Annotated in this window: 16 protein-coding genes; 10 read left to right on the forward strand and 6 right to left on the reverse strand. The window is 70.2% G+C overall.

Going from position 1 to position 23,726, the window contains the following annotated elements; genetic code table 11:
• Positions 1-3: 3 nt before the first annotated feature.
• Both olsF and ACX93N_RS10075 read left to right on the forward strand, forming a co-directional pair.
• On the forward strand, positions 4-1,716 hold the full coding sequence (gene olsF / locus ACX93N_RS10070; RefSeq protein WP_459428288.1) for a bifunctional ornithine lipid synthase OlsF: 1,713 nt from the start codon (positions 4-6) through the stop codon (positions 1,714-1,716).
• Positions 1,717-1,738: 22 nt separating this feature from the next.
• Complete coding sequence (locus ACX93N_RS10075) at positions 1,739-2,578, forward strand: UDP-2,3-diacylglucosamine diphosphatase (protein ID WP_459428289.1); 840 nt, start codon at positions 1,739-1,741, stop codon at positions 2,576-2,578.
• Here ACX93N_RS10075 and ACX93N_RS10080 read toward each other — a convergent pair.
• A complete protein-coding gene (locus tag ACX93N_RS10080; protein WP_459428290.1) occupies positions 2,541-3,845 on the reverse strand; it encodes a M20/M25/M40 family metallo-hydrolase in 1,305 nt (434 codons plus the stop codon). The two genes, ACX93N_RS10075 and ACX93N_RS10080, sit on opposite strands and share 38 nt — an antisense overlap.
• Before the next feature lie 268 nt (positions 3,846-4,113).
• Here ACX93N_RS10080 and rmf point away from each other — a divergent pair, with 268 nt between their 5' ends.
• Positions 4,114-4,317: a ribosome modulation factor gene (rmf, locus tag ACX93N_RS10085; RefSeq protein WP_350035804.1), complete on the forward strand. Its 204-nt coding sequence runs from the start codon at positions 4,114-4,116 to the stop codon at positions 4,315-4,317.
• A 120-nt stretch (positions 4,318-4,437) separates the two neighbouring features.
• On the forward strand, positions 4,438-7,299 hold the full coding sequence (locus ACX93N_RS10090) for a sensor domain-containing protein (protein WP_459428291.1): 2,862 nt from the start codon (positions 4,438-4,440) through the stop codon (positions 7,297-7,299).
• Between the two features lie 13 nt (positions 7,300-7,312).
• Here ACX93N_RS10090 and ACX93N_RS10095 read toward each other — a convergent pair whose 3' ends face one another.
• A complete protein-coding gene (locus ACX93N_RS10095; RefSeq protein ID WP_459428292.1) occupies positions 7,313-12,172 on the reverse strand; it encodes an NAD-glutamate dehydrogenase in 4,860 nt (1,619 codons plus the stop codon).
• A 216-nt stretch (positions 12,173-12,388) separates the two neighbouring features.
• Between ACX93N_RS10095 and ACX93N_RS10100 the strand changes: the two genes are divergently transcribed.
• The 6 genes from ACX93N_RS10100 to ACX93N_RS10125 are packed head-to-tail and all read left to right on the forward strand — an operon-like array spanning position 12,389 to position 19,288.
• The gene (locus ACX93N_RS10100) at positions 12,389-13,345 is read left to right on the forward strand and encodes an AAA family ATPase (protein WP_459428293.1); all 957 of its coding nucleotides are present in this window, start codon (positions 12,389-12,391) and stop codon (positions 13,343-13,345) included.
• A 5-nt stretch (positions 13,346-13,350) separates the two neighbouring features.
• Complete coding sequence (locus ACX93N_RS10105; RefSeq protein WP_459428294.1) at positions 13,351-14,280, forward strand: DUF58 domain-containing protein; 930 nt, start codon at positions 13,351-13,353, stop codon at positions 14,278-14,280.
• Complete coding sequence (locus ACX93N_RS10110) at positions 14,277-14,753, forward strand: DUF4381 domain-containing protein (RefSeq protein ID WP_459428295.1); 477 nt, start codon at positions 14,277-14,279, stop codon at positions 14,751-14,753. The genes ACX93N_RS10105 and ACX93N_RS10110 overlap by 4 nt, the downstream gene beginning before the upstream one ends.
• Positions 14,750-15,769: a VWA domain-containing protein gene (locus ACX93N_RS10115; RefSeq protein ID WP_459428296.1), complete on the forward strand. Its 1,020-nt coding sequence runs from the start codon at positions 14,750-14,752 to the stop codon at positions 15,767-15,769. The genes ACX93N_RS10110 and ACX93N_RS10115 overlap by 4 nt, the downstream gene beginning before the upstream one ends.
• Positions 15,766-17,631: a VWA domain-containing protein gene (locus ACX93N_RS10120; RefSeq protein ID WP_459428297.1), complete on the forward strand. Its 1,866-nt coding sequence runs from the start codon at positions 15,766-15,768 to the stop codon at positions 17,629-17,631. Before ACX93N_RS10115 ends, ACX93N_RS10120 begins: the two co-directional genes overlap by 4 nt.
• Positions 17,615-19,288, forward strand: a complete 1,674-nt coding sequence (locus tag ACX93N_RS10125) for a BatD family protein (RefSeq protein ID WP_459428298.1) — start codon at positions 17,615-17,617, stop codon at positions 19,286-19,288. Before ACX93N_RS10120 ends, ACX93N_RS10125 begins: the two co-directional genes overlap by 17 nt.
• 9 nt (positions 19,289-19,297) lie before the next feature.
• Here the strand turns inward: ACX93N_RS10125 and pepN are convergent, their stop codons facing one another.
• Genes pepN through ACX93N_RS10145 form a run of 4 tightly spaced genes read right to left on the reverse strand, consistent with a single transcriptional unit; the run spans position 19,298 to position 23,725 of the window.
• Positions 19,298-21,967, reverse strand: coding sequence for an aminopeptidase N (pepN, locus tag ACX93N_RS10130; protein ID WP_459428299.1), 2,670 nt, complete (start codon positions 21,965-21,967; stop codon positions 19,298-19,300).
• Between the two features lie 2 nt (positions 21,968-21,969).
• Positions 21,970-22,809 carry a DUF2797 domain-containing protein gene (locus tag ACX93N_RS10135; protein ID WP_459428300.1) on the reverse strand — a complete coding sequence of 280 codons (840 nt, stop codon included), beginning with the start codon at positions 22,807-22,809 and terminating at the stop codon, positions 21,970-21,972.
• Positions 22,806-23,069, reverse strand: a complete 264-nt coding sequence (locus ACX93N_RS10140; RefSeq protein WP_459428301.1) for a YeaC family protein — start codon at positions 23,067-23,069, stop codon at positions 22,806-22,808. Before ACX93N_RS10140 ends, ACX93N_RS10135 begins: the two co-directional genes overlap by 4 nt.
• Positions 23,070-23,095: 26 nt before the next feature.
• Positions 23,096-23,725, reverse strand: a complete 630-nt coding sequence (locus ACX93N_RS10145) for a rhomboid family intramembrane serine protease (RefSeq protein WP_459428302.1) — start codon at positions 23,723-23,725, stop codon at positions 23,096-23,098.
• Position 23,726: the final 1 nt, after the last annotated feature.

The following is a 23,726-nucleotide window of genomic DNA, read 5'->3' on the forward strand; positions in this document are numbered from 1 at the left end:
CGCATGCTGAACATCGAACGGACGCTGGCCACCCACTACCCCGACTTCGTCCAGCGCCACCGGCGCTCTGCCCGGACCCTCAGCCGCTTCCTCGGCTTTCTCTTCTACGAGTCCCGCTTCCAGAAGTTCGCCGCCGACTACCCGCACCTGCGCGGTTTCGATTTCGTCGAGGAGGTCCTGCGCTACTTCGACTTCGACCTGCGCCTGACGGAGCGGGAACGCGCGCGCATTCCCTCCACCGGCCGCGTGGTAATCGCGGCGAACCACCCGATCGGCTCGCTGGACGGCCTCGCCCTGCTCAAGCTGGTGCGCAGCGTGCGCCCCGACGTGAAGGTCGTCGCCAACGAGCTGCTCACGGCCATCGGCCCGCTGCACGACGTGCTGCTGCCCGTGGCAAATATGGGTACGGCCGGCTCCGCCCGGGACAATCTCAAGGCGATCAAGGAGCACCTGCTCGCCGACGGGGCACTGATCATCTTCCCCGCCGGCGAGGTCTCGCGCCTCAGCCCCGGCGGCGTGCGCGACTGCGAGTGGCAGAGCGGCTTCGTCAAGCTGGCCAGCTCCACCCGCTCGCCGATCCTGCCGGTCTACGTTGCCGGCCGCAACTCGCTCTTCTTCTACAGCCTGTCGGCGCTGGCCAAGCCGCTGTCGACACTGTGGCTGGTGCGCGAGATGTTCAAGCAGAGCCACAGCACCGTTGATGCACGTATCGGCCGGCCGGTGCCGCACGAGATCTACACAGCCAACGGTTTCTCGGCGCGGCAGCTCGCGCGCATGTTCCGCAAGCACGTCTATCGCCTCGGCAGCGGCAAGCCGATCTTCCGCTCCGTGGAAACGGTGGCACCGGCGGAGAACCCGCAGCTGCTGCGCGCGGAACTCGCCGCCTCCGAGTGCCTGGGGGAAACCCGGGACGGCAAGATGATCTACCTGTGCACGATGGAGGCGGCGCCCTGCGTCATGCGCGAGATCGGACGGCTGCGGGAGTTCACCTTCCGCGCCGTCGGCGAGGGCACGGGCCAGCCGCGGGACATCGACCGCTACGACAAGTACTACCGGCAGCTGGTCCTCTGGGACCGGGATGCCATGGAGATTGCCGGCGCCTACCGGATCGCGGATGCCGGCGCGATCATCGACCAGTACGGCCTCGATGGTCTCTACTCCGCCAGCCTGTTCGACTACGGACCGAGCATGCTGCCGCTACTCCGCCAGGGCCTGGAACTCGGCCGCAGCTTCGTGCAGCCGCGCTACCAGACCCGGGGCAGCCTCGACTACCTCTGGTACGGGATCGGGGCCTACCTGAAGGGCCGGCCGCAGCTGCGCTACCTGTTCGGACCGGCCTCCATCAGCCGCTTCTACGGCACCGACGCCACGGCGCGGCTCGTTCACTACTACGGTACCCACTACAGCGGCGCTCACCTCGACGTCACTCCCCGCACGCCCTTCGTCATTCCGCCGGAGCTGCAACAGCAGCTCGCCGCGGAATTCGACGGCTGTGATGCGGAGGAGGACTTCAAGGCCCTGAAGCAGGCCCTCGCGGGCCGGGGCCTGCCGGTGCCGACGCTGTACAAGCACTACTCGCAGGCCACCAGCCCGGACGGGGTCTGCTTCAGCGCCTTCAACGTCGACGAGGACTTCGGCGACTGCGTGGACAGCTTCGTGATGGCGGACCTTCACAAGCTGACCGCGCGCAAACGGCAACGGTACCTGGAGTCATAACGACCAGAGGAGTGAGCTGACGATGCAGGCCCTACCCCCCGATGGCAAAGTGCGCTGCAAGGCGCTGTGGATCTCTGACGTGCACCTGGGCAGCGTGCACAGCAAGGCCGAACAGCTCTTGCAGCTCCTCGACCGCGTGGAGTGCGAGCGGCTGTATCTCGTCGGCGACATCGTCGACGTCTGGGCCATGCAGCGCCGCGTCCACTGGCCCGAGGCGCACACGCGGGTGTTGCGCCGGATTCTCAAGTTTTCCCGTCACGGCACCGAGGTCGTCTACATTCCCGGCAACCACGACCAGAACTTCCGCGAGTTCTGCGGCAGCGAGTTCGGCGAGGTGCACATCCGCAAGGAAGTGATCCACGAAACGGGCCAGGGCCATCGCATGCTGGTCACCCACGGCGATGAGCTGGACTTCGCCGTGCGCTACAGCCGGCTCAACCGCTTCATCGGCGACATCGCCTACGACCTGCTCATGTGGGTGAACCGGCGCGTCAACCAGGCCCGCGAGGCCCTGGGCAAGCCCTACTGGTCCCTGGCCAAGTGGGTGAAGGTCAACGTGTCACAGGCCGAGGCGGCCATCCACGCCTACCAGCACGCGGCCGTGAACCTGGTCCGGGACCGAGGCCTCGACGGCATCATCTGCGGCCACCTGCATTACCCGGTGGTACGGGAGATCGAGGGCGTCCTCTACTGCAATGACGGCGACTGGGTGGAAAACTGCACGGCGCTGGTCGAGGACCATGCCGGGGCGCTACACCTCCTGCGCGGCGTGGCGCACCCGGAGAAGCCCCTGGAGCTGGTGTTCGCCGACGACCGCTTTCCGGTCACTGCGGACCCGCTCCCCGCGCCAGTGCCAGCATGAGCAGGGCCGCGCGCTTGCCCTGGCTGGCCAGGGTGGCCATGGTGGCGGTCTCCTCCACCGTGTGGCCGCCCTCCCCCATCAGTCCCAGGCCGTCGATGGCGGCGCGCACGTAGGGGGCGGCAAAGGAGATATCCGCGGCCCCGGCGCGACGCGGGTCCACCGCCCGCACGGGGCCGGAACCAAGGGCCTCGCTCCCCGCGCTGTAAAGCGCCAGCAGCGCCTCGTTACCCGCCGTGGGCGGCATGGGCGGGTAGCCCTCCGTGAACTCGAAGCGGGCCCCGGTACCGGCCAGGTGCTCGCCGGCAATCCGCTCCATGGTAGCAACGGCGCGCTCCAGCTGTGCGGGCGTCAGGGCACGGATACCGCCACTGGCGAGCGCCGCCCGGGGGATCACGTTGTCCTTGCCGAAGGCCATGCCGCGGGTGCGAGCCGGCTCGTGGGACAGCTCCGTCCCGGCCAGCAGCAGCCCGGCGTTGAAGGTGAGGTTCTCCTCCCCGGCGAGTGCCGTCCGCCAGCCGTCCAGGATGCGCGCCAGCTCGAAGGCCGCGCCGTAGCCCACATCCGGCCGGAAGATCTGCGAAGAGTGGGCGGGCCTGCCGGTGACCGACAGGCGCCAGCTGCTCGAGCCGCGCCGCGCGATGACCGCGGTCTCCGGGTCGCCATCGCCATCCTCGAAGCCGATGGCGTAATCGGCCCAGCGGGCAGCTTCGACCAGCGGTCCCGTGGCCAGCGCGAGCGGTTCGCCCCGGTCCTCCTCGTCGCCGGCGAGAAACACCCGGACCTGTAGTTCATCGAGGGTTCCGGTAGCGGCCAGTGCCTGCAGTGCCGTCAGCAGTACCACGTTGCCGCCCTTCATATCGGTAATGCCCGGGCCGCGGATACGCCCGGGGGCCACGGTTTCCATGGCCTGGAAGGGGCCGTCGGCGGGAAATACCGTGTCGAGGTGGCCGATCAGCAGCAGCTTCGGGCCACGGCCGCCGCGGGAGGCCAGCAGGTGGCCGGCGCGGCCGAAGGGGGCGCCGTCGATCCACTCCACGGTAAAGCCAAGCGCCGTGAGCGGCGCCACGAAACGATCGCCGACGGCGCGCACGCCGGCAAAATTCATGGTGCCGCTGTTGATGGCGACGGTTTCGGCCAGTAGCGCCCGCGCCTCGGGCTGCAGCGCGTCCACGGCTTCCGCGAGGGCCCGGGCGGCAGGGTCTCCGGCGCGGGCCGCCACGGCGGCGGCAAGGCAGAGCAGCAGGAGCAGGGGGGCGAGGCGACGCATGGGCTTTCTCCGGGCAGTGGGCAGCGAGCTGTCGGTATCCTGAACCGCGGTGGCACCCGCCGCGGCGAAAGCCCCAAGCCTAGCAGACCCCTCCTGCCGTCGCTAAGGCATTGGGCAGCTGGCAGTTTTTTGGCCTTATAAGCAGGGGGCGCTAGAGCGTGACCCGTTGTAACAAATCGTTCATCGACAGTCCGTGACCGCTTTGCTTAGATCAGGAAGCGGGTTGCGTGCCCGCACCTTCCATCGCCACTGCTCGAGAGGCATCACCATGAAAAGACAGAAGCGCGACATGGCCAGCCGGGCCTACGACCGGGGTTATCTCGCCGGGGTTTCCGGTCGCAGCAGCGACAGCTGTCCCCACGAGAACGAGCAGCAGCGGGTCAACTGGCTGTCGGGCTGGCGCGAGGGCCGGGCCGCGCAGTGGGATGGCATGACGGGCGTGTCCGGGGTGCATCGATTGCCTTCTGTCTGAACGGCTCCGCGGTGTGAAATCCCCGCTCTTCGGCCGTGCCGGGGAGGCGCTTCAGTGGCAAGTTGACACCGCTCACGGCGTGCCTATGATGGCACTGCAGGACGCAACAAGGGGGTGGCCGTGCCAGGGCTCCCGGTGCAAGCCGATTACCCAATAACCGCGGAGATCACGGCAGGCCTTCTCGATGCCGTCGAGTTCGGCGTCGCGATCTACCGGCCCATCGACGACGCCCGTGACTTCGAATTCGTCTACCTCAACCCTGCCGCCTGTCGCATTGCCAGCATCGACCCCCGGGATACTCTCGGCCAGCCCCTGAGCCGTGTGATGCGGGGTGCTTCCGCCATGGGCATCACCGAGGCCCTGCGCCGCGTCAGCCGATCGGGAATCCCCGAAGCCCTCCCCTCGCGCTATTACGAGGACGACCTGCGTGCCGGCTGGTACAGCAACGATCTCTACGCGCTCGCCGGCGGCTACCTGGCGGCGATTTTCCGCGACACCGGCGAACAGACCAACCTGCGCCGCACCATCGACCAAGAGCGGCTGCGCTACCGCCTCCTCACCTCGGCCCTGGAAGAGGGCATCTGGGACTACGACCTGGTCGAGGACCGCGTCTACTTTTCGCCGAGCTGGAAGGCCCAGCTCGGCTACCGCGACGACGAGCTTGAAAACAGCTTCGCTACCTTCGAGACGGCGCTCGCCGCGGAGGACCGGGAACCGGTCCTCGCGCACCTCGCCCGTTTCCGAGAGACGGGCGAGGGGCACTGGGAGCATACCTTCCACCTGCGCCACAAGGACGGCCATTACGTGCCGATCCTCGCCCGCGGGACGCCGGTGCGGGACCGCGACGGCCGGGTCACGCGCCTGCTCGGGGTACATGTCGACCTGACTGAAACCCGCGCTCTTGAGAACGCGGGCGCCCGCCAGGCCGAGCTCCTGGCCTCGCTCTTTGACGTGCTGCCGGACCTGTTCGTGCTCATGGACCGGGACGGCGTGATCCACTCGATCCATACCGGCCGCCCGGAGGACCTCGTCGAACCGGCCGCGGCGCTCGTGGGCAGGAGGGTCAGCGACGTGCTGCCCCCCGCCGTCCGCGACGACCTCCGCGCGGCCCTCGAGCGGGCCGTCGCCAGCGGCGAACCGGCGGAACTGAGCTATGCGCTGACACTGCAGGGCGAGAAGCGCTGGTTCGAGGCCCGGATGGCACTCACCGGCGACGGCGAGCGCGTCGCCTGCGTGGTCCGCAACATCTCCGAGCGCATGCGGGCGCGGGAAGAACTGTCGGCCCGGCTCAGGGACCTGGAGATCTACGCCCAGGCTGTTGCCAGCACCCAGGACCAGCTGGCAGCGGTGGACAAGGACTTCCGCTACCTGATGGTGAACGAAGCCTACGCGGCCTTCTTCGGCTACCAGCCGGACGAGCTCATCGGGCACCGCGTGGAGGAACTGTTCGGCGGAGATGCCCTGAGAAACAAGGTTGCCCCCGGCCTCGCCCGCTGTCTCAAGGGTGAGAATGTCAGCTTCGAGGAGTGGCGGCAGCCGGCAGTGGGGGAACCGCGCTGTTTCAAGGTCGTCTACACGCCGCTGTACGATGGTGAGGCGATGCTGGGGGTGCTGGCGAGCGCGCACGATATCACCGCCCTGCAGACTGCCCAGGCCCAACTGGAGCAGATTGCCCACCACGACCCGCTCACCGGCCTGCCGAATAGACTCCAGCTCGATATCATCCTGCAGCGAAGCCTCAAGCAGGCGAACCGCGACGGCAGCCAGCTGGCGGTGATGTTCATCGACCTGGACCGCTTCAAGACCATCAATGACAGTCTCGGCCACGCCGCCGGCGACGAGGTGCTGCGCCAGGCGGCGGGGCGTCTCCTCGGCGCCCTGCGCGACAGCGATTCCCTGGCCCGGGTCGGTGGCGACGAGTTCGTGGCGGTGCTCTCCGGCGTGCGGGATCCGGCCAACCTGTCCCAGGTTGCCAGCAAGCTCATGGACGCCGTCTCACGCCCCTTTGATCTCGGCGGCGAGCAGGCCCAGCTGAGCTGCAGCATCGGCATCAGCCTCTATCCCGAGGACGCGGGCAGCGTCGACGAGCTGCTGAGCAACGCCGACACGGCCATGTACGAGGCCAAGGACCAGGGGCGCAACGACTGGCGCTTCTACACGGCCGCCATGACCGCCCAGGCCGCGGAATACCTCGCCCTCGTGGAGAACCTCCGCGCCGCCCTGGAAGGCCGCGGGCTGGACATCGCCTTCCACCCGGAGTTCGACGTTGCCACCGGCGAGGTCGTCGCTATCGAAGCGCTCACGCGCTGGGAGGACCCGCAGCTGGGCAGCGTGCCGCCGGAGCGATTCATCGCCGCGGCCGAGAAGGCCGGCCTGGTCCGCCAGCTCGACTTCCAGTCCCTGGACACCGCCTGCGCACACCTCGCTGCCTGGCAGGCCGACGGCATCACCCCGCCGCGACTGGGCATGAACCTGAGCCCCAAGACCCTGAACCACGCCGACACACCGGCGCGGATCGCGGCGACGCTGCGCCGCCACGGCCTGGCCCCCTCTCAGCTGGAGCTGGAAGTCCACGAGCGGGCGCTTCTCGAGAACCCGGAGCGGACAACAGAGAGCATGGAGAAGCTCGAGGCCCTCGGTGTCGGCCTGGTCGTCGACGGCTTCGGCTCCGGCTCCCTCGGCCTGCGCTACCTTCAGGCGCTGCACGTGCGCACCCTCAAGATCGACGGCAGCTACTTGAAGGACGTCGACGGCGAGGAGGGCCGGCGCATCGCCCGGGCGATGATCGCCATGAGCCGGGCGCTCGGCCTGGACGTGGTCCTCGCAGGCGTGGAAAACATGCAGCAGGCCAGTTTCCTGCAAAGCGAACCCGGGGTGCACGGTCAGGGCTACTACCTGTCGCGCCCGCTCCCGGCCGGGGACGTCGCCGCCTTCCTGCGCGGCGGCGCGCACGGGCAGAGCACGGTAACCGCCGCCGGTTGACGCGGCTCCGGGCTCAGGAGCGGCGGCTGCTCTGCGCGAGGTCCAGGAGTTCCCGGTTGGCCACCGCGAACATCGCGAAGTCCGGCGCGGTCGTCGCATGCAGTTCGGCCAGCATTTCGCGCCAGCGGGCGATCAGGGGCGCCTCCTTCATTTCCCAGCGCTCGATGCAGGCCGCGCTGTCCAGGCCCTCGCAGCGCAGGCGAAGGATGCCCATGGCGAGCGTGCACTGCTGCGCCTGCAGATCTTCCAGGTAGGACTCGCGCGCCAGCGCCTGCCACTCGTTGTCCACGGCGCTGCGCAGGATCTGCCCGCCGAACCAGTCCAGCTCGAGGCGCTCCCCGAGGTGGAAGTAGAGCTCGGCCACTTCCCCGAGGGGCGCTTCCGCCCGGCTGGCTACATCGATGATCGCCAGGCCCGTGGCCGCGTAGAGCCCCGCCGCCACCGTCGCCGCCAGCGGCTCGTCGACACCGCCGGCGAGGTAGCGGTCCCGGCGCTCCTCATAGAACGCCTGCGCATTGCCGCGCAGCAGCGAGGGCAACTGACCGAGGAAGCCGTCGATGCCACCGGCGAACTCCTCGATCAGCAGCGACGGCGCCAGCTGGTGGCGCCGGTTGCGCAGCAACCAGCGGGTGGCACGCTTTACCAGCCGCACCACGTCGAGCATCATCTCGTGCTGGAGCGCGGCCTCGACCCGGTAATCGAGGGCCTCGATGGCATCCCAGCGCTCGCCGACGCCGTAGACCGCCATCGCCGCCGTCCAGGCCCGCGCCACATCGGCCACCGGCGCGCCCGTGGCCCGCTGCTGGCGCGCCACGAAGTTGGGGCCCATGCGATTGACCATGTCATTGGCCACCTGCGTGCAGGTGATCTCCCGGCGCAGGCGGTGCGCCGCGACCTCCTCCGGGAAGCGCTCGACGAGGCGAGAGGGAAACGCCGTGGCCACGGCTTCCGCCAGGCTCGGGTCCTGCTCCAGCGCGGATTCGCTGAGCGCCTCCTTGAGGGCCGCCTTGCTGTAGGAGACGAGCACGGCGAGTTCCGGCCGGGTCAGCCCCCGGTTGAGCAGGGCGCGCTCGGCGAGGTCCTCGTCGCTGGGCAGAAACTCGAGCTCCCGGTCCAGGCGGCCGGTGGCCTCCAGGTTGCCGATGAGACGACGGTATTCGCCGGCCCGCTCCCGGGCCTCGAACTCGGCCAGGCTGATCGCCTGCACCTGCCGGTAGTTGTTCGCCAGCACCAGCGCGGCGACGCTGTCGGTCATTTCCTCCAGCAGCGCGTTGCGGTGCTTCTCGGTGAGGTCCCCGCGGGCGACGATGGCGTCGAGCAGGATCTTGATGTTCACCTCGTGGTCGGAGCAGTCGACGCCGCCAGCATTGTCGATGAAGTCCGTGTTCACACGCCCGCCGTGCAGCGCGTACTCCACCCGCGCGAGCTGCGTCATGCCGAGGTTGCCGCCCTCGCCGATGACCCGGCAACGCAGTTCGTTGGCATCGACCCGCAGGCTGTCGTTGGTCTTGTCGCCAACGTCCGTATGTGCCTCGAGGCTGGACTTCACCCAGGTACCGATACCGCCGTTCCAGAGGAGATCGACCTCGGCGCACAACAGGTGGCTGATCAGCTCCGCCGGTGTCAGGTGGTCCGCGCTGATGGCGAAGCGCGCCTTCATCTCCCGGGAAATCGTTACCGACTTGGCGGCGCGGCTGAAGACGCCGCCGCCGGCCGAGATGAGCGACGCGTCGTAGTCTTCCCAGCTCGAGCGCGGCAGGGCGAAGAGCCGCTGCCGTTCGGCATAGCCGGCCGCGCTGTCCGGTTCCGGGTCGATGAAAATGTGCTGGTGGTTGAAGGCCGCGACCAGGCGGATGTGCGGCGACAGCAGCATGCCGTTGCCGAAGACATCGCCGCTCATGTCGCCGATGCCGACGACGGAGAACGCCGTGGTCGCCACGTTGATGCCGAGCTCGCGGAAATGACGCTCCACGGACACCCAGGCCCCGCGGGCCGTGATGCCCATTTTCTTGTGGTCATAGCCGACACTGCCACCGGAGGCAAAGGCATCACCGAGCCAGAAGCCGTATTCCCTTGACAGCGCATTGGCGATGTCGGAGAAGGTCGCAGTGCCCTTGTCGGCCGCGACGACGAGGTAGGGGTCCTCGTCGTCCTTGGCGACGACGTGTGGTGGGCGCACCACGCCGCGCTCGGTGCGGTTGTCGGTGATATCCAGCAGCCCGCGGATGAAAGTCTGGTAACAGGCGACGCCCTCGGCCTGCACCGCGTCGCGTTCCCAGTCGGCGCCGAGGCGCTTGCAGACGAAGCCGCCCTTCGCCCCCACCGGAACGATCACCGCGTTCTTCACCTGCTGCGCCTTGACGAGGCCCAGGACCTCCGTGCGGAAATCCTCGAGGCGGTCCGACCAGCGCAGACCGCCGCGGGCCACCTTGCCGCCACGCAGGTGCACGCCCTCGAGCCGCGGCGAATAGACGAAAACCTCGTACAGCGGCACCGGCCGCGGTACATCCGGGATCTCGCCCGGCGAAAGCTTGAAGGAAAAGTAGGGCTTCAACTCTCCGCGGTCGTCGGGCTGGAAAAAGTTGGTGCGCAGCGTCGCGCGGATGACGGCCACGTACTGGCGGATGATCCGGTCCTGGCCGAGGTTCTGCACGGCGTCGAGGCCGGTGAGCACGCGCTCCTCGACGGCCGCCTCGCGTTGCGCGCGCCAGTCCTCGTCACCGTCGAAGACCGGCGAGAAGCGGGTCAGGAAAAGCTCGACGATGCCGGCGGACAGGTGCAGGTGATCCGCCATGGTCTCGGCGATATAGGCGAGGCTGTAGGGGAAGTTGATCTGCCGCAGGTAGCAGGCGTAGGCACGCAGCAGGGCGATCTCCCGCCAGGACAGCCGGGTGCCGAGGAGCAGGCGGTTGAAGGAGTCACTCTCCGCCTCGCCGAACCAGATGCGGCGGAAGGCATCCTCGAACTCGCCCTTCACTTCGTCCAGGTCGATGTTCTGCGCCAGGGTATAGATCAGCGAGAACTCCTGGATCCAGTAGCGCTCGCCCTCCCGCGCGCGTACCGGGTAGGCGCGCTCGGTGACCACGCGCAGGCCCAGGTTCTCGAGGATCGGCAGCACGTCGGACAGCGGCAGCGGGGCGCCGCGATTGTAGAGGCGCAGGCGAAGGTGGTCGTCGCCCTCCTCCAGCATCCGGTAGAGGCTCATGCCCAGGCGTTCGCCGGCATCCAGCGCCAGCATCTTGTGCATGTCGACCACGGCGACCCGCGGATCGAAGTCGTCCTGGTACCCGGGCGGAAAACCCGCGCCGATATCGCGGAAGTGCCGCTCGCCCTGTTCCTCGCCGAACTCCTCGATGAGCCGGTGCCGCAAGCGGTCTTCCCATGCCAGTGTGGCCTGCACGATCTGTTCCTCGATCTCGTTGACGTCGTAGGTGCCCAGCCGTTGCGGGTCCACCCGCAGCACGAAGTGCACCCGGACAAGAATCGACTCCGTGAACAATGTTGTGAACTCGGATTCCTCCGCCGCGAAAGCACTGCTGAGGATGCGCTGTACCCGCTGGCGCCGCTCAGTGGTGTAGCGGTCCCGGGGCATGTAGACCATGCAGCTGACAAACTTGTCGTGCGTATCCCGGCGAACGAACAGGCGGGTCTGGCGCCGTTCCTGGATACGGTTGACCGCACTGGCAGTCTCGTAGAGCTCCTGCACGCTGGACTGAAAGAGCTCGTCGCGGGGGAAGAGTTCGAGCACGCGGATCAGTTCGCGGCCGTCGTGTTCGCTGGTGTCGAGGCCCGACAGCGCAAGGACCGCATCGACCTTGCGCCGCAGCACAGGAATCAGCGACGGATTCATCGTGTAGACGGCCGCCGTATAGAGGCCTAGGAAGCGATGCTGGCCGATGACCTCGCCGCCCTCGTCGAACACCTTGACCTCGATGTAATCGGGGTAGGCCTGCCGATGCACGCGCGAGCGCCGCCGCGACTTGCCGAAGGTGAGCACACTGTCGTGCAGCACCGCCGGCGCGGTGGTGGCAAGGTCCTCGGCGAGATCGCGGGGGCCCCGCGTCTCCCGCTCGCGAAGAATGCCGAGGTGGGTGTCGGCGGCGCTCTCCACCTCGTAGCCGGCCCCGGCGCGGGAGACCGCCAGGTACTCGTAGCCGAGGAAGGTTACGTGGTCGCGCTTGAGCCAGTCGAGGAAGGCCCGCGCTTCCTCGCGCCCCTCCCGGTCGACGCAGGCGGCCGCGGCGAGGTCGGCGGCGGCCGCGTCCAGGCGCTCCCGCATGGGCGTGAAGTCGTCGACCACCCGGGCCACCTCGCCGAGGATGTCCTCGAGGGCCCGGCGCAACGGCTCCAGTTCGGCCACGTCCGAGTGGCGGCCGATCTCGAAATAGAGAAGGCTCTCGGCTGAGGACCCGCCTGGTGCCTCCGCGCCCGCCGGCAGCACGGCCTCGAGGCCGCCGTCGCTGTCGCGGCGGGTGACCAGGTTGCAGCTGGCCAGGGTGTGGATCGGCAGCTGCCGCTGGTTGATTTCGCCGCGCACGGAAGCCGTGCAAAAGGGCATGTCGCGGCAGAGGATCGCCACCACCGTGGCGCTGCTCTCCCAGCCGTGCCGGTCCAGCTGCGGATTGAAGATGCGCACCCGCGGCCCCTCCCCCGCCGCGAAGCGGCGCATGAAGCGCAGGAGGCCGTAGAGGCAGCCGTAAAGATTCTCGGGCGAGCGCCCGCGCAGGTCCTCGGCCGGGAAGCGCCGGTAGAAGGCGGATGCAAGATTGTGCAGGGAGTCGCGCTTGTCCGCCTCGGCCCGGCGGTCGATGCGGTCGGCGAGCTCCGAGAGCAGCGTCGCCTTCAGGTTCTCCCAGTTCATAAGTCCGTCCATCAAGAGACCGCCGTGCCAGGGCTGCGGCGACCGGAACCGCCGCGCACCGCTAGAGGGGCCCAGTCTACCGAATTCACCGGGGGCTTGCCGCCTGAACGTTGTGGAACTTTTGTCTTCGGCGCCAGTCCCATCGCCGGCCGCGGCGTTTTGAGCGCATCGCACGCTGCGCTAGACTGCGCGCCTCCATTACCCGACCCCCAATGAAAAGGAGTGACCGTGGCGAAGGCGGAAATCCAGGCCCTCAGGGAGTGGCTCGCGACCCAGGTCATCGGCCAGGAACACCTCGTGGAGCGGCTGCTCATCGCCCTCCTCGCCGACGGGCACCTCCTCGTCGAGGGCGCTCCGGGCCTCGCCAAGACCCGTGCCATCAAGAGCCTCGGCGACGGCCTCGAGGGGTCCTTCCACCGTATCCAGTTCACGCCGGACCTGCTCCCCGGCGACGTCACGGGCACGGAGATCTTCCGGCCCCAGGAGGGCGGTTTTCACTTCCAGCAGGGACCGGTTTTTAACAACCTGGTCCTCGCCGACGAGATCAACCGGGCGCCGGCGAAGGTCCAGTCCGCACTGCTCGAGGCCATGGCCGAGCGCCAGGTCAGCGTCGGCGCCGAATCCTGGCCGCTGCCCCGGCTGTTCCTCGTGATGGCGACGCAGAACCCGATCGAGCAGGAAGGTACCTACCCGCTGCCGGAAGCGCAGCTGGACCGCTTCCTGCTTCACGTCCGCGTCGATTACCCGGACGCCGCGGCGGAAACGGCCATCCTGCGCCTGACCCGCGCCGAGGCCGGCCAGGGTGGCACGGTAGCGCCGCCGGTGGTCAGCCAGGAACAGGTCTTCGAGGCGCGCCATGCGCTTCTCGATCTGCACATGGCCGAAGCCGTGGAGCAATACATCGTGCAACTGGTGATCGCCACGCGGCAGCCCGACAGCTACAGCCAGGAGCTCGCGGGCTGGATCGCCTACGGTGCCAGCCCCCGCGCCACCATCGCCCTCGACCGCTGCGCCCGGGCCCACGCCTGGCTCCGCGGCGCCGCTTTCGTCGGCCCCGACGACGTGCAGGCGGTACTGGCTGATGTGCTCCGGCACCGGCTGCTGCTCACCTTCGAGGCGGAGGCGAACGGCGTCACGCCGGATCGGGTCACCGACGAACTGCTGGCCCTGGTGCCCGCGGCCTGAGGTCCGTGGACTTCGAGCGCGCACCGCGAGGCGCCTACAGCGAGCTTTCCGACCTGCTCGCGCTGCGTTTCGCCGCCCGGCAGTTCAACGTCACCAGCCGGCGACGCGCTCTTTCCCACCTCGCCGGCAGCAACCGCGCGAACTTCCGCGGCCGCGGCATCGACTTCGACGAGGTGCGCAGCTACCAACCGGGCGACGATATACGCGCCATCGACTGGCGGGTCACCGCCCGCACCGGGAGCGCCCACACCAAGCTCTTTCATGAAGAGCGCGAGCGGCCAGTACTGGTGGCCGTGGATCAGCGCCCCGGCATGTTCTTCGGCTCCCGCGATTGCTTCAAGTCCGTACTCGCCGCCCACCTCGCCGCGCTCGTGGCCTGGAGCGCCCTCGACGCCGGCGAGCGCGTCGGCGGCCTGGTCTTCGGCGCCGCAGGGCACCGCGACCTCCGGCCGCGGCGCAGCCGCCGCTCCGTGCTCGGGCTGCTGTCCACGGTCTGCGAGTACAACGCGGCGCTGCGCGACCCGGCCATCCCGGCACCCGGCGCCGCCGACCTGCTGGCGAAGCTGCGGCGCATCGCCCGCCCGGGCAGCAGCGTGTTCCTGGTCAGCGACCTCACCGGGCTGCTCGACGAGGGCGGCCGGGAACACCTCTTCCAGCTCAGCCGGCATACGGAGCTGACTCTCCTCCACTGCACGGACCCGCTGGAGGAGTCGCTGCCGCCGCCGGGGCGTTACACGATCAGCGACGGCGAGCACCGGCACACCCTGGCCCTCGCGGACAGCGCCCTGCGCCGGCGCCTCGGCGCGGTGCTCGCCGAGGCCCGCGCGCAACGCGAGGCGCTGCTCAGGCAGCTCGGCATTCCCTGTGTCGAGGCGAGTACCACCCGGTCGCCGCTGGCGCTTCTCCGCGACATCTACGGGGGAGCCCGCGCGTGACCCCCCCGGACCCGCTCGACGCCCTGCACCCGCTGCGCACACCGCCGCCGGTGGACGCGTGGCCGCCGGCCCCGGGCTGGTGGTTGCTCGCCGCGGTCCTGCTCGGGGCGCTCGTCGCCCTTGCCGTCCTGGCCCTGCGCGCCTGGCGCCGCCGCGCCTGGCTGCGCGAGGCCCGCCGGGAACTGGCAGCGCTGCGTGCGCGTCTCGAGAGCGACCCGGCGGCGCTGACCGCGGCGACGAACGCGCTCCTCAAGCGCGCAGCCCTCGTCCGCTACCCGCGCCGCGGGACCGCGGCCCTGGCCGGCAGCCAGTGGTTCGCGTTCCTGGATCAGACCGCGCCGGCGAAACCTTTCGCCAACGTACCCGCGACACTTCCCTACGAGCCCGCTCCCGCGGCGGGCGACGCCGCGGCCTTCTGCGAGGCCGCCGATGCGTGGCTGCGCGCGCAGCGTGCCGGGAGCCGGACGCGATGATCGAACTGCTCTGGCCCTGGGCCTTCGCCCTCGCGCCGCTGCCCCTGGTGCTTCGCGCGGCGCTGCCGCCCCGCGCCCACCGTGACGCGGCCCTGCGCGTACCTTTCAGCCTGCCCTGGCGCAGTATCGAAGACACCGCTGCCCGCGGCACAGGTCCGCGCGGCGCCCTGCTCCTCATGGCACTCGCCTGGCTCGGCCTCGTCGGTGCCCTCGCCCGGCCGACCTGGGTCGGCGAACCGGTGGCCCTGCCGAACGAAGGCCGGGATCTCATGCTCGCCGTGGACATCTCCGGGAGCATGCGGGTCGAGGACATGCGCGTGGGTAACGAGCTCGCCCGGCGCATTGACGCGGTCAAGGTCGTCGGCGGCCAGTTCATCGAGCGCCGCCGCGGCGACCGCGTGGGCCTTATTCTTTTTGGCAGCCGGGCCTACGTGCAGTCACCCCTGTCCTACGACACGCGCACCGTGGACCGCTTTCTGCAGGAGGCGCAGATCGGCTTCGCCGGCCAGGAAACAGCGATCGGGGATGCGCTGGGACTGGCCGTAAAACGGCTGCGGGGACGCCCCGCCCAGAGCCGGGTGCTGGTGCTGCTCACGGACGGACAGGATACGGCGAGCAGCGTCGACCCGCTGGAGGCGGCGGCGCTCGCCGCCTCCCTGGACATCCGGGTGCATACCATCGGCATCGGCGCTGACAGCCTCACCGTGCCCGGGATCCTCGGCTCGCGCTTCGGGAGCCGACGGGTGAACCCCTCGGCAGACCTCGACGAGGCGACCCTCGAGGCCATCGCCACCCGTACCGGCGGCCGCTACTTCCGCGCCCGGGACCCGCGGGAACTCGAGGCGATCTACCGCGAGATCGACCGCCTGGAACCGGTCGAGACCGACACGGCGACCTTCCGCCCCCGGCGCTCGCTGCTGCACTGGCCGCTGGCGCTCGCGGTCCTGGCGAGCTTCCTGCTCGCACTGCGCGAGGCCCGCGGCGGCACGCTGTGGCCGCGGGAGGCCCGCGCATGAGCCTGCTCGCGGACTTCCACTTCCTGCGCCAGGCCTGGCTGCTGCTCCTGGTACCGGCCCTCGCCCTGGCCGTGCTCGTCGCCCGCGCCCGGCGTCGCAGCGGCAGCTGGCAGACGGTGATCTCGCCGGCGCTCCTGCCCTACCTGCTGGAGGACGGGGCCGGCCCGCGGCGGCCCCGGTCAGCCGGGAAGGGGCCGCTGCTACCGCTGCTGCTCACCGCTTGGGGCCTGGCGGCTGTCGCAGCCGCCGGACCGAGCTGGGTGCGCCAACCGCTACCGGTGCTGCAAAAGCAGGACGCCCTGGTGGTCATCCTCGACCTCAGCTACTCGCTCTGGGCCGAGGACCTGGCGCCCTCGCGCATCGACCGCGCCCGGCGCAAGCTGCTCGACCTGCTCGAGCGCCGGGAGGAGGGCCAGACCGCGCTCGTCGCCTATGCCGGCGATGCGCACGTGGTCACGCCGCTGACCGACGATGCGCCTACCATTGCCAATCTGCTGCCCGCCCTGGACCCGGCCATGATGCCGGTCCCCGGGGCGGACGCGCCCGAAGCCGTGGAAGCGGCCCTCGCCCTGCTCGATGCGGCCGCGGTGGGCAGTGGACGCCTGCTGCTGGCCACCGATGCCATAGAGCCCGGTGAGCTGACCGCGATCGCCGGTCTCCTCGAGGGTCGCGACGTCACCCTGTCGGTCCTCGGCATCGGTACCCCCGAGGGCGCGCCCATCCCGCTGCCGGAGGGCGGCTTTCTCAAGCGCGACGACGGCAGCATCGTGATTCCCGGTCTCCCGGAGGCAGCGCTCGAAGACCTCGCGCGGCGCGGCGGGGGCCGCTACCGGCGGATTGCCATCGACGACAGCGACCTCGCCGCCCTCACTGCCGAGGGCCCGGGGCCCGGCGAAAACACGGAGACGGAGCGCCGCGCCGAGGCCTGGGTCGACATGGCGCACTGGTTCCTGCTGCCCCTGGTGCCCCTGGCGGCTTTCGCCTTCCGCCGCGGCCTGGTCGCCGCCCTCACGCCCCTCGCCCTCACGCCCCTCGCCCTCGCGCTACTGCTGCCGGCGCCCGCCGCCCGCGCCGATCTCTGGAGCGACCTCTGGCTCACAGCGGACCAGCAGGGCGCCCGGGCCCTGGCAGAGGGTGACGCGGAGCGGGCCGCGAGAACCTTCGAAGCCCCGGCCTGGCAGGGCACGGCCGCCTACCGGGCCGGCGACTACGCGACGGCCATCGACCGCTTCAGCGATGGCAACGATGCCGATGCCTGGTATAACCGGGCCAACGCCCTCGCCCGGGCCGGCCGCCTCGAAGAGTCCATCGACGCCTACGAACGCTCGCTGGCACTCGCGCCGGACCGGCAGGACGCCCGGGACAATCTCGAACTGGTAAAGACTCTCCTTGACCGGCAGGAACAGGAGCGGCAGCAGAGCGGCGGAAAAGACGGGCAGGGGCAGCCGCAGCCGGGCAGCGACCCCGGTCAGCAGGGGGAGCAACCGGGGCAGCGAGACCCCGGTGAACCGCCGGGCAGCGACCCCGGCGGGAACCAGCGCGGCGAGGACACTGAGCAGCCCGGCACCCCCCCCTCGCCGGGGCAGCCCGGCGAGGGGAGAGACCCGCAGGGAGCTGCCGACGCCGAAGAGGGAGACCCGGGCAACGCCGCGCAATCCCTCGAGCAACCCGCCCCGGGGCGGGAGGCCGGCGAGGCGCTCGCGCAGGACATGGCCGACGACCTCGAAGCCCGGCAGGCCATGCAGCAGTGGCTGCGCCGGGTACCGGACGACCCCTCGGGCCTGCTCCGGGAAAAGTTCCGCTACGAGAGCCGCCAGCGCCAGCGACGGGGGGAGGAGAGAGACAATGGCAAGATCTGGTGAGGCGTGGCTACGCCGGGTATTGCGGTGCGCGGCCTTCCTCGCGCTCCTCGTTCCCTGCACCGCTTTCGCGCTCGAAGCGAGCGTCGACCGCTACCGGGTGAGCCTCGGCGACAGCCTGCGTCTGACGCTGCGCTCCGATGGCGGCGTCGACCCGGCCGAGGCGGACCTGGCACCGCTCACCCGCGACTTCGAGATCCTGCAGCGCTCGAGCAGCTCCAGCACGCGCATCATCAACGGGCGCGCCAGCCGCGAAGTGGCGCTGGAGCTGGAGATCACGCCCCGGCGCGAGGGCACCCTGTCGATCCCACCGCTCTCAGCGGGGGGCGAACAGACGGCTCCGCTGGTCATCGAGGTCGAACCGCCCCCCGCCGCCGGCAACCCGGACGCGACCGTGCTCTTCTCCGCCGAGCTCGACCGCGACAGCGTCTACGTGCAGCAGCAGGTCCTGCTCACGCTGCGCATCCAGCAGGCCATCGCCCTCGACGACCGCAGCGTGACCGAGCTGAAACTCGACGGCGCTTTCGTCAAGCCGCTCGGCCAGAACTCCTTCCAGCGCGACGACGGCAGCCGGCGCTGGCTGGTACACGAGATTCGCTACGCGATCTTCCCGGAGCAGAGCGGCACGCTGGAGATACCGGTGCAGACCTTCAGCGCGACGGTCCGCCAGGGCTCGCGCAGCCTCTTCGACCTGCGCAGCGGGCCGCGCCTGTCCCGGCAGTCGGAACCACTTACGGTGACCGTGCGTGCGCGGCCCGACGCTTTCCCGGGGCAGACCTGGCTCCCCGCCGCGGAACTCACCATCGAGGAGAGCTGGTCGCGGCCGCCGGAGCAGCTGGCCACCGGCGAGTCGGTCACCCGCACCGTGACCCTGACCGGCAAGGGGCTCCAGGGCGCCCAGTTGCCGCCCGTGCGCTTCCCCGCCACCGCGGGCCTCAAGTACTACCCGGACCAGCCGCAGATCGAGGACGCGGAAGGCGCCGGGGGCGTGATCGGTGTGCGCACGGACAGCGCCGCCCTGGTACCGGTCGCGCCCGGCAGCTACGAGGTGCCGGAACTGCGCATCCCCTGGTGGGACACGGAGGCGGACCGGCTGCGCTGGGCGGTGCTGCCCGCGCGAACGATCCGCGTGACGCCGGCCGCGGGTGCCGCCGAGGCGGCGGGTTCCACCCCGGCCGCGGTGACGCCGGGAACCACGGCGCTGGCGCCCGCCGGCCCCTGGCCGTGGATCGCCTCGGCCTGTGCAGCAGGATGGCTGCTGACCGGCCTCCTCTGGTGGCGAAGCCGCCGCAGGCCCGCAGGCCAGGCCACCCGGGCCGGCCCCAGGGCGGGTGAGCCCCGGGCCTGGAAGCAGCTGCGTGCCGCCCTCGCCAGTGGCGAGCCGGCGGCGAGCCGGCGCCAGCTCGCGGACTGGCTGCGCACGCTGCCGGGGGCGAGACCGCAGGCTACCCTGGCCGCGCAGGCCCGCGCAGTCGGTGGCGAGCAGCTCGCCGCGGCCGTCGCCGCCCTCGACGCGGCGCTCTACGGGCCCACGGGCGGCAGCTGGGATCCGGCCGCTCTCGATGCGGCCGCACGTGCCGCGCGGCGGCGCCACGCGGGCGAGAACACGCGGGTCGACGGGGACAGCGCGCTGCCGCCCCTCTACCCCGGGAACACCTGACGCACAGCCCTAGTCGGCCGGCGCCTCCAGGCTCTTGCTCACGACCTCGTACACGTCGCGAGACAGCGCCGGCAATGCCGCCAGGCGGGACAACTCGGCGCGCATGGCATCGGCCCGGGCGGGCAGCGCACGCCACTTGGTCAGGGGCGCGAGGAGCCGTGCCGCCAGCTGCGGGTTGCGCTCGTTGAGGGTCTCCACCATGCCGCCGAGAAGCCGGTACCCGGCACCGTCGGCGCGGTGGAAGTGGACCAGGTTGCCCCCCGCGAACGCGCCGATGAGGGCGCGCACCTTGTTCGGGTTGCCCATGTCGAAGGCCGGGTGCGCCATGAGGGCGCTCACACGCTCTACGGCACCGGGCAGGTCCAGGGTGGCCTGCAGCTGCAGCCAGTGGTTCACCACCAGCGTCTCGTGCCGCCAGTCGGCGAGAAAGGCCTCGAGGGCCTCTTCCCGGGCCGTTTCGTCGCCGGCCTGGGCAATGACCCGCAGCGCGGCGAGGCGGTCCGTGAGGTTGTCGGCCTCGGCGAGCTGCGCGCGGGCCAGGGCGAGGCCGTTCTCGCCGCGGGTGGCAAGGTAGGCCAGGGCGGTGTTGCGCAGGCTGCGGGGGCCGATCTGCTCCCCGGCCGGGGCATAGGCCGCCGCCGGCCGGTGCCGCTCCACGCAGGTGACCAGCGCGTCCTCGAGGGCCTCCGCGAGCGCGGCCCGCAGCCATTCCCGGGCGGCGTGAATGGCGTCGATGTCGGCGCCGCCCGCGTGCGCGGCCAGCTCCACCAGGGTGCTTTCGGTGGGCAGCGCCAGCATCGCGGCGGCCACGGCCGGGTCCGGCGCCGCCGGGTCCAGCAGTGCGGCACAGGCCTCCGCCAGCAGCGGGTCGAGCGTCGGCGCCCCGCCGGCGGCCAGGGCCGCCTGTACGTCATCCAGGGCAGCGACCATGAGCTGCTGTCCCGCGTCCCAGCGCACGAAGCCGTCGCCGTCCCGCGTCATGAGCGCGCGCAGCTGCTCGCGGGTGTACGGGTAGTCGAGGCGGACCGGCGCAGAGAAGCCGCGCAGGAGCGCCGGCACGGGACGCTCCGGGAGGCCCGTGAAGGTGAAGGACTGCTCGCCCTCCTCGAGAACCAGCACCCGGTGGGTGTTGTCTGCCTGCTCGGCGTCGGCCGCCTCGCCGGCGAGGGAGAGGCGCAGGTTGCCCGCATCGCCCAGGAGCCCCAGGGCCAGCGGAATCACCAGCGGCGCCTTCTCGGGCTGTCCCGGGGTCGGCGGTGTCTGCTGGCGGACGGTGAGCGTATACGCGCCGGCTGCCTCGTCCCAGTGGTCCGTGACGGTAAGTTCCGGTGTGCCGGCCTGGGCATACCAGCGCTTGAAGGCGGTGAGATCGGTGCCGGTCGCGTCGGCCATGGCGGCGATGAAATCGTCGCAGGTCACGGCCTCGCCGTCGTGGCGCTCGAAGTAGAGATCGCTGCCGGCGCGGAAGCCCTCCTCACCGAGGAGCGTGTGCAGCATGCGCACCACTTCCGCGCCCTTCTCGTACACGGTCAGCGTGTAGAAGTTGTTGATCTCGATATAGCTGTCCGGGCGCACCGGGTGCGCCAGCGGCCCCGCGTCCTCGGCAAACTGCGCGGTGCGCAGCAGCGCGGCATCCTCGATGCGCTTCAGGTCGCGCGACCCCATGTCGGCGGAGAATTCCGCATCGCGAAAGACCGTAAAGCCCTCTTTCAGGCTGAGCTGGAACCAGTCCCGGCAGGTCACCCGGTTGCCGGACCAGTTGTGGAAGTACTCGTGGGCGACGATGGCTTCCACGCGCTGGAAACCGGCGTCCGTCGTGGTGGCCGGGCAGGCGAGCACGCAGCTGGTGTTGAAGATGTTGAGGCTCTTGTTCTCCATCGCGCCCATGTTGAAGTCGTCCACGGCGACGATGTTGAACACGTCGAGGTCGTATTCCCGGCCGTAGCGCTCCTCGTCCCAGCGCATGGAGCGCTTCAGGGACTGCATGGCGTGATCGCACTTGGCGACGTCCTTCTCCTCCACGAAGATCCGCAGGGTGACGTCCCGGCCGCCAGCCGTGCGAAAGCGATCCTCCACGCAGGCGAGATCGCCGGCCACCAGGGCGAACAGGTAGCTGGGTTTCGGGAAGGGGTCCTCCCAGACCACGCGGTGGCGGCCATCGACGAGTTCCGCATGGGCCGTGCGGTTGCCGTTCGACAGCAGCACGGGATAGCGGGCGAGCTCGGCGTCGATGGTCACTGTGAAGACAGACATGACATCCGGCCGGTCCGGGAAATAGCTGATGCGGCGAAAGCCTTCGGCCTCGCACTGCGTGCAGAACATGCCGCGGGACAGGTACAGGCCCTCGAGCGCGGTATTCGCCCGGGGATCGATGCGCACCGTCGTGCGCAGCTCGAAGGCCTCCGGGGGATCGTCGATCTCAAGGCCCTGCTCGTCGCGGCGCCAGCTGCTCTCGGCCGGCGCCACGCCGTCGATGAGCAGCTCGCGCAGCTCCAGGCCCTCGCCGTCGAGACGCAGCGGCCCGCGCTGCTCGCTGCCCGGATTGCGCATGAGCTGGAGCGTCGCGTGCACCAGCGTGAACTCCTCGTAGAGCTCGAAGTGCAGCGCCGTGCGCGGCACGAGGTACCCGGGCGGCCGGTAGTCGGCGAGCCGGATCGAGCGGGGCTGCGCGTCGCGCATGGTCAGACCTCCGTGGCTGTTTCGAGGGTAAGCTGGTAGCCCCCGTACTTGCGCATGTTGATGACACCGCCGTCGAAGACCAGGTACTGCCCCTTGATGCCGAGGAGCGTCCCGCCCACGCGGGGCGTCTTGTCGAGGTTGAAGGACTTCACCTTCACCGGGTACTCGAGCACCGGGTAGCGGATCGTCGTCTCCTCGGCATCCTCGAGGCGTGACAGCGCCTGCAGGCCATGCTCCTGCTGCAGCCCGGCCACATCGTCGGCACAGCGCTCCAGCAGGGCGGCCGCCGCGCCGTGCAGATCCCGCGGCTCACCGTCCCCCTTGAGCATGGCCTGCCATTGCGTGCGGTCCCCGATCTCCCGCGCGAGCGCGACCTCGAGGAGACCGGAGTGCAGCCTGGAATCGACCCGGAACAGCGGCAGCGCCTGCGTGGCGCCCTGGTCGATCCATCGCGTCGGCACCTGGCTGCCGCGGGTGATGCCGACCTTGAGCCCGGAGGTGTGCGAGAGATAGACGATATGATCGATCATGCAGTTGGCCAGGCCCCACTCCGGCTCGCGGCAGGTGCCCTCGTGGAAGTGGCACTTCTCGGGGCTGACGATGCAGCTGTCACAGCGCGCGAGGCGCTTGAAACAGGGGTAGCAGTAGCCCTGGTTGAAGCTCTTGCTGGTCTTGCGGTCGCAGTAGATGCAGCGGATCTCGCCATTGAACTGCAGGTGCACCACCTGGCCGAGCAGCGGGTTCATGGGCACTTCGCCGTCGCCCAGGGGGAGCCGGTAGCTGACCGGTTCATCGAGCGCCGCGCGCATCTTGCGCACGCCGCCATGGCCGAGGACGCTCACGGCTGACCCTCGCCGTCGGCCCAGCGCAGCGGGCGCGGGCCGCTCTCTCCGGGCGCGCTCTTGCGGCCGCGGTCGATATAACCCACCCGTTCCTCCGGCGGCAGGTGGCGCTCGCCCCAGGTGATCACCGCCTGCAGGCAGTGCTCCCGCTGCTGTGGGGTGACGGCGCGGCCATCGGGCCAGCGCCCCGTTTCCACCGCCTGCTTGAGGCGCTGGTACAGCTCCGGCGTGAGGCTGTCGAGGAGTTGCTCATAGTCCATGGACTTACCGCCCGGCAAAACGGCCATTATAACCGCCGGCGGTAGCGCGCAAGAAAGGCCAGCGGCACCGCGAGCAGCGCGCCGGCGGCCAGGCCGCCGATGTGCGCGGCGTTGGCAATGGCTCCGAAGCCGAGTACCTCGACCACCCCCAGCACGCAGGCCACCAGCCAGCCGAGCATGAACACCACCACCCCGGGCGGCAGTCCGAGGGCCCAGCGCGGGTTGATGCGCTCAGCGACGACCGCAAAGCCGAGGAACCCGTAGACCACGCCGGACATGCCGCCGAAAAGGCCCGGCCCGCCGAAGAGATACTGGGCCACGTTGGACACCAGGGCCACGGCGAGGAACAGGCCCAGGGTGGACAGGCTGCCCACCCGCGCCTCGATGCGACGGCCGAACTCCCAGGTCCAGAGCGCGTTGAAGGCGATATGCAGCCAGCCGAAATGCAGGAACGCGGGCGTCACGAGGCGCCAGAGCTGGGCTCCCGGCTCGCCGAAGACCGGCCCCGCCGCCGTGAGCTCGAAGGGCGTAAAGGTCAGCGCCGCGACCCAGCTCACCGGAGCATTGAAATAGATCAACGAGAAACCGAGCAGGGAACCGGCGAGAAGCGCGGCCGTCACCGGGAACGGGCGCAGTGCGTTGATGAGATCCTGCACG

The sequence above is a fragment of the Pseudohaliea sp. genome (genome assembly GCF_054552115.1).

Excerpts from the sequence above, each read along its gene's own strand:
- olsF (WP_459428288.1), top strand. The coding sequence starts at position 4 with ATGCTGAACATCGAACGGACGCTGGCCACCCACTACCCCGACTTCGTC.
- ACX93N_RS10075 (WP_459428289.1), top strand. The coding sequence starts at position 1,739 with ATGCAGGCCCTACCCCCCGATGGCAAAGTGCGCTGCAAGGCGCTGTGG.
- ACX93N_RS10080 (WP_459428290.1), bottom strand. The coding sequence starts at position 3,845 with ATGCGTCGCCTCGCCCCCCTGCTCCTGCTGCTCTGCCTTGCCGCCGCC.
- rmf (WP_350035804.1), top strand. The coding sequence starts at position 4,114 with ATGAAAAGACAGAAGCGCGACATGGCCAGCCGGGCCTACGACCGGGGT.
- ACX93N_RS10095 (WP_459428292.1), bottom strand. The coding sequence starts at position 12,172 with ATGGACGGACTTATGAACTGGGAGAACCTGAAGGCGACGCTGCTCTCG.
- ACX93N_RS10115 (WP_459428296.1), top strand. The coding sequence starts at position 14,750 with ATGATCGAACTGCTCTGGCCCTGGGCCTTCGCCCTCGCGCCGCTGCCC.
- ACX93N_RS10120 (WP_459428297.1), top strand. The coding sequence starts at position 15,766 with ATGAGCCTGCTCGCGGACTTCCACTTCCTGCGCCAGGCCTGGCTGCTG.
- ACX93N_RS10125 (WP_459428298.1), top strand. The coding sequence starts at position 17,615 with ATGGCAAGATCTGGTGAGGCGTGGCTACGCCGGGTATTGCGGTGCGCG.
- pepN (WP_459428299.1), bottom strand. The coding sequence starts at position 21,967 with ATGCGCGACGCGCAGCCCCGCTCGATCCGGCTCGCCGACTACCGGCCG.
- ACX93N_RS10140 (WP_459428301.1), bottom strand. The coding sequence starts at position 23,069 with ATGGACTATGAGCAACTCCTCGACAGCCTCACGCCGGAGCTGTACCAG.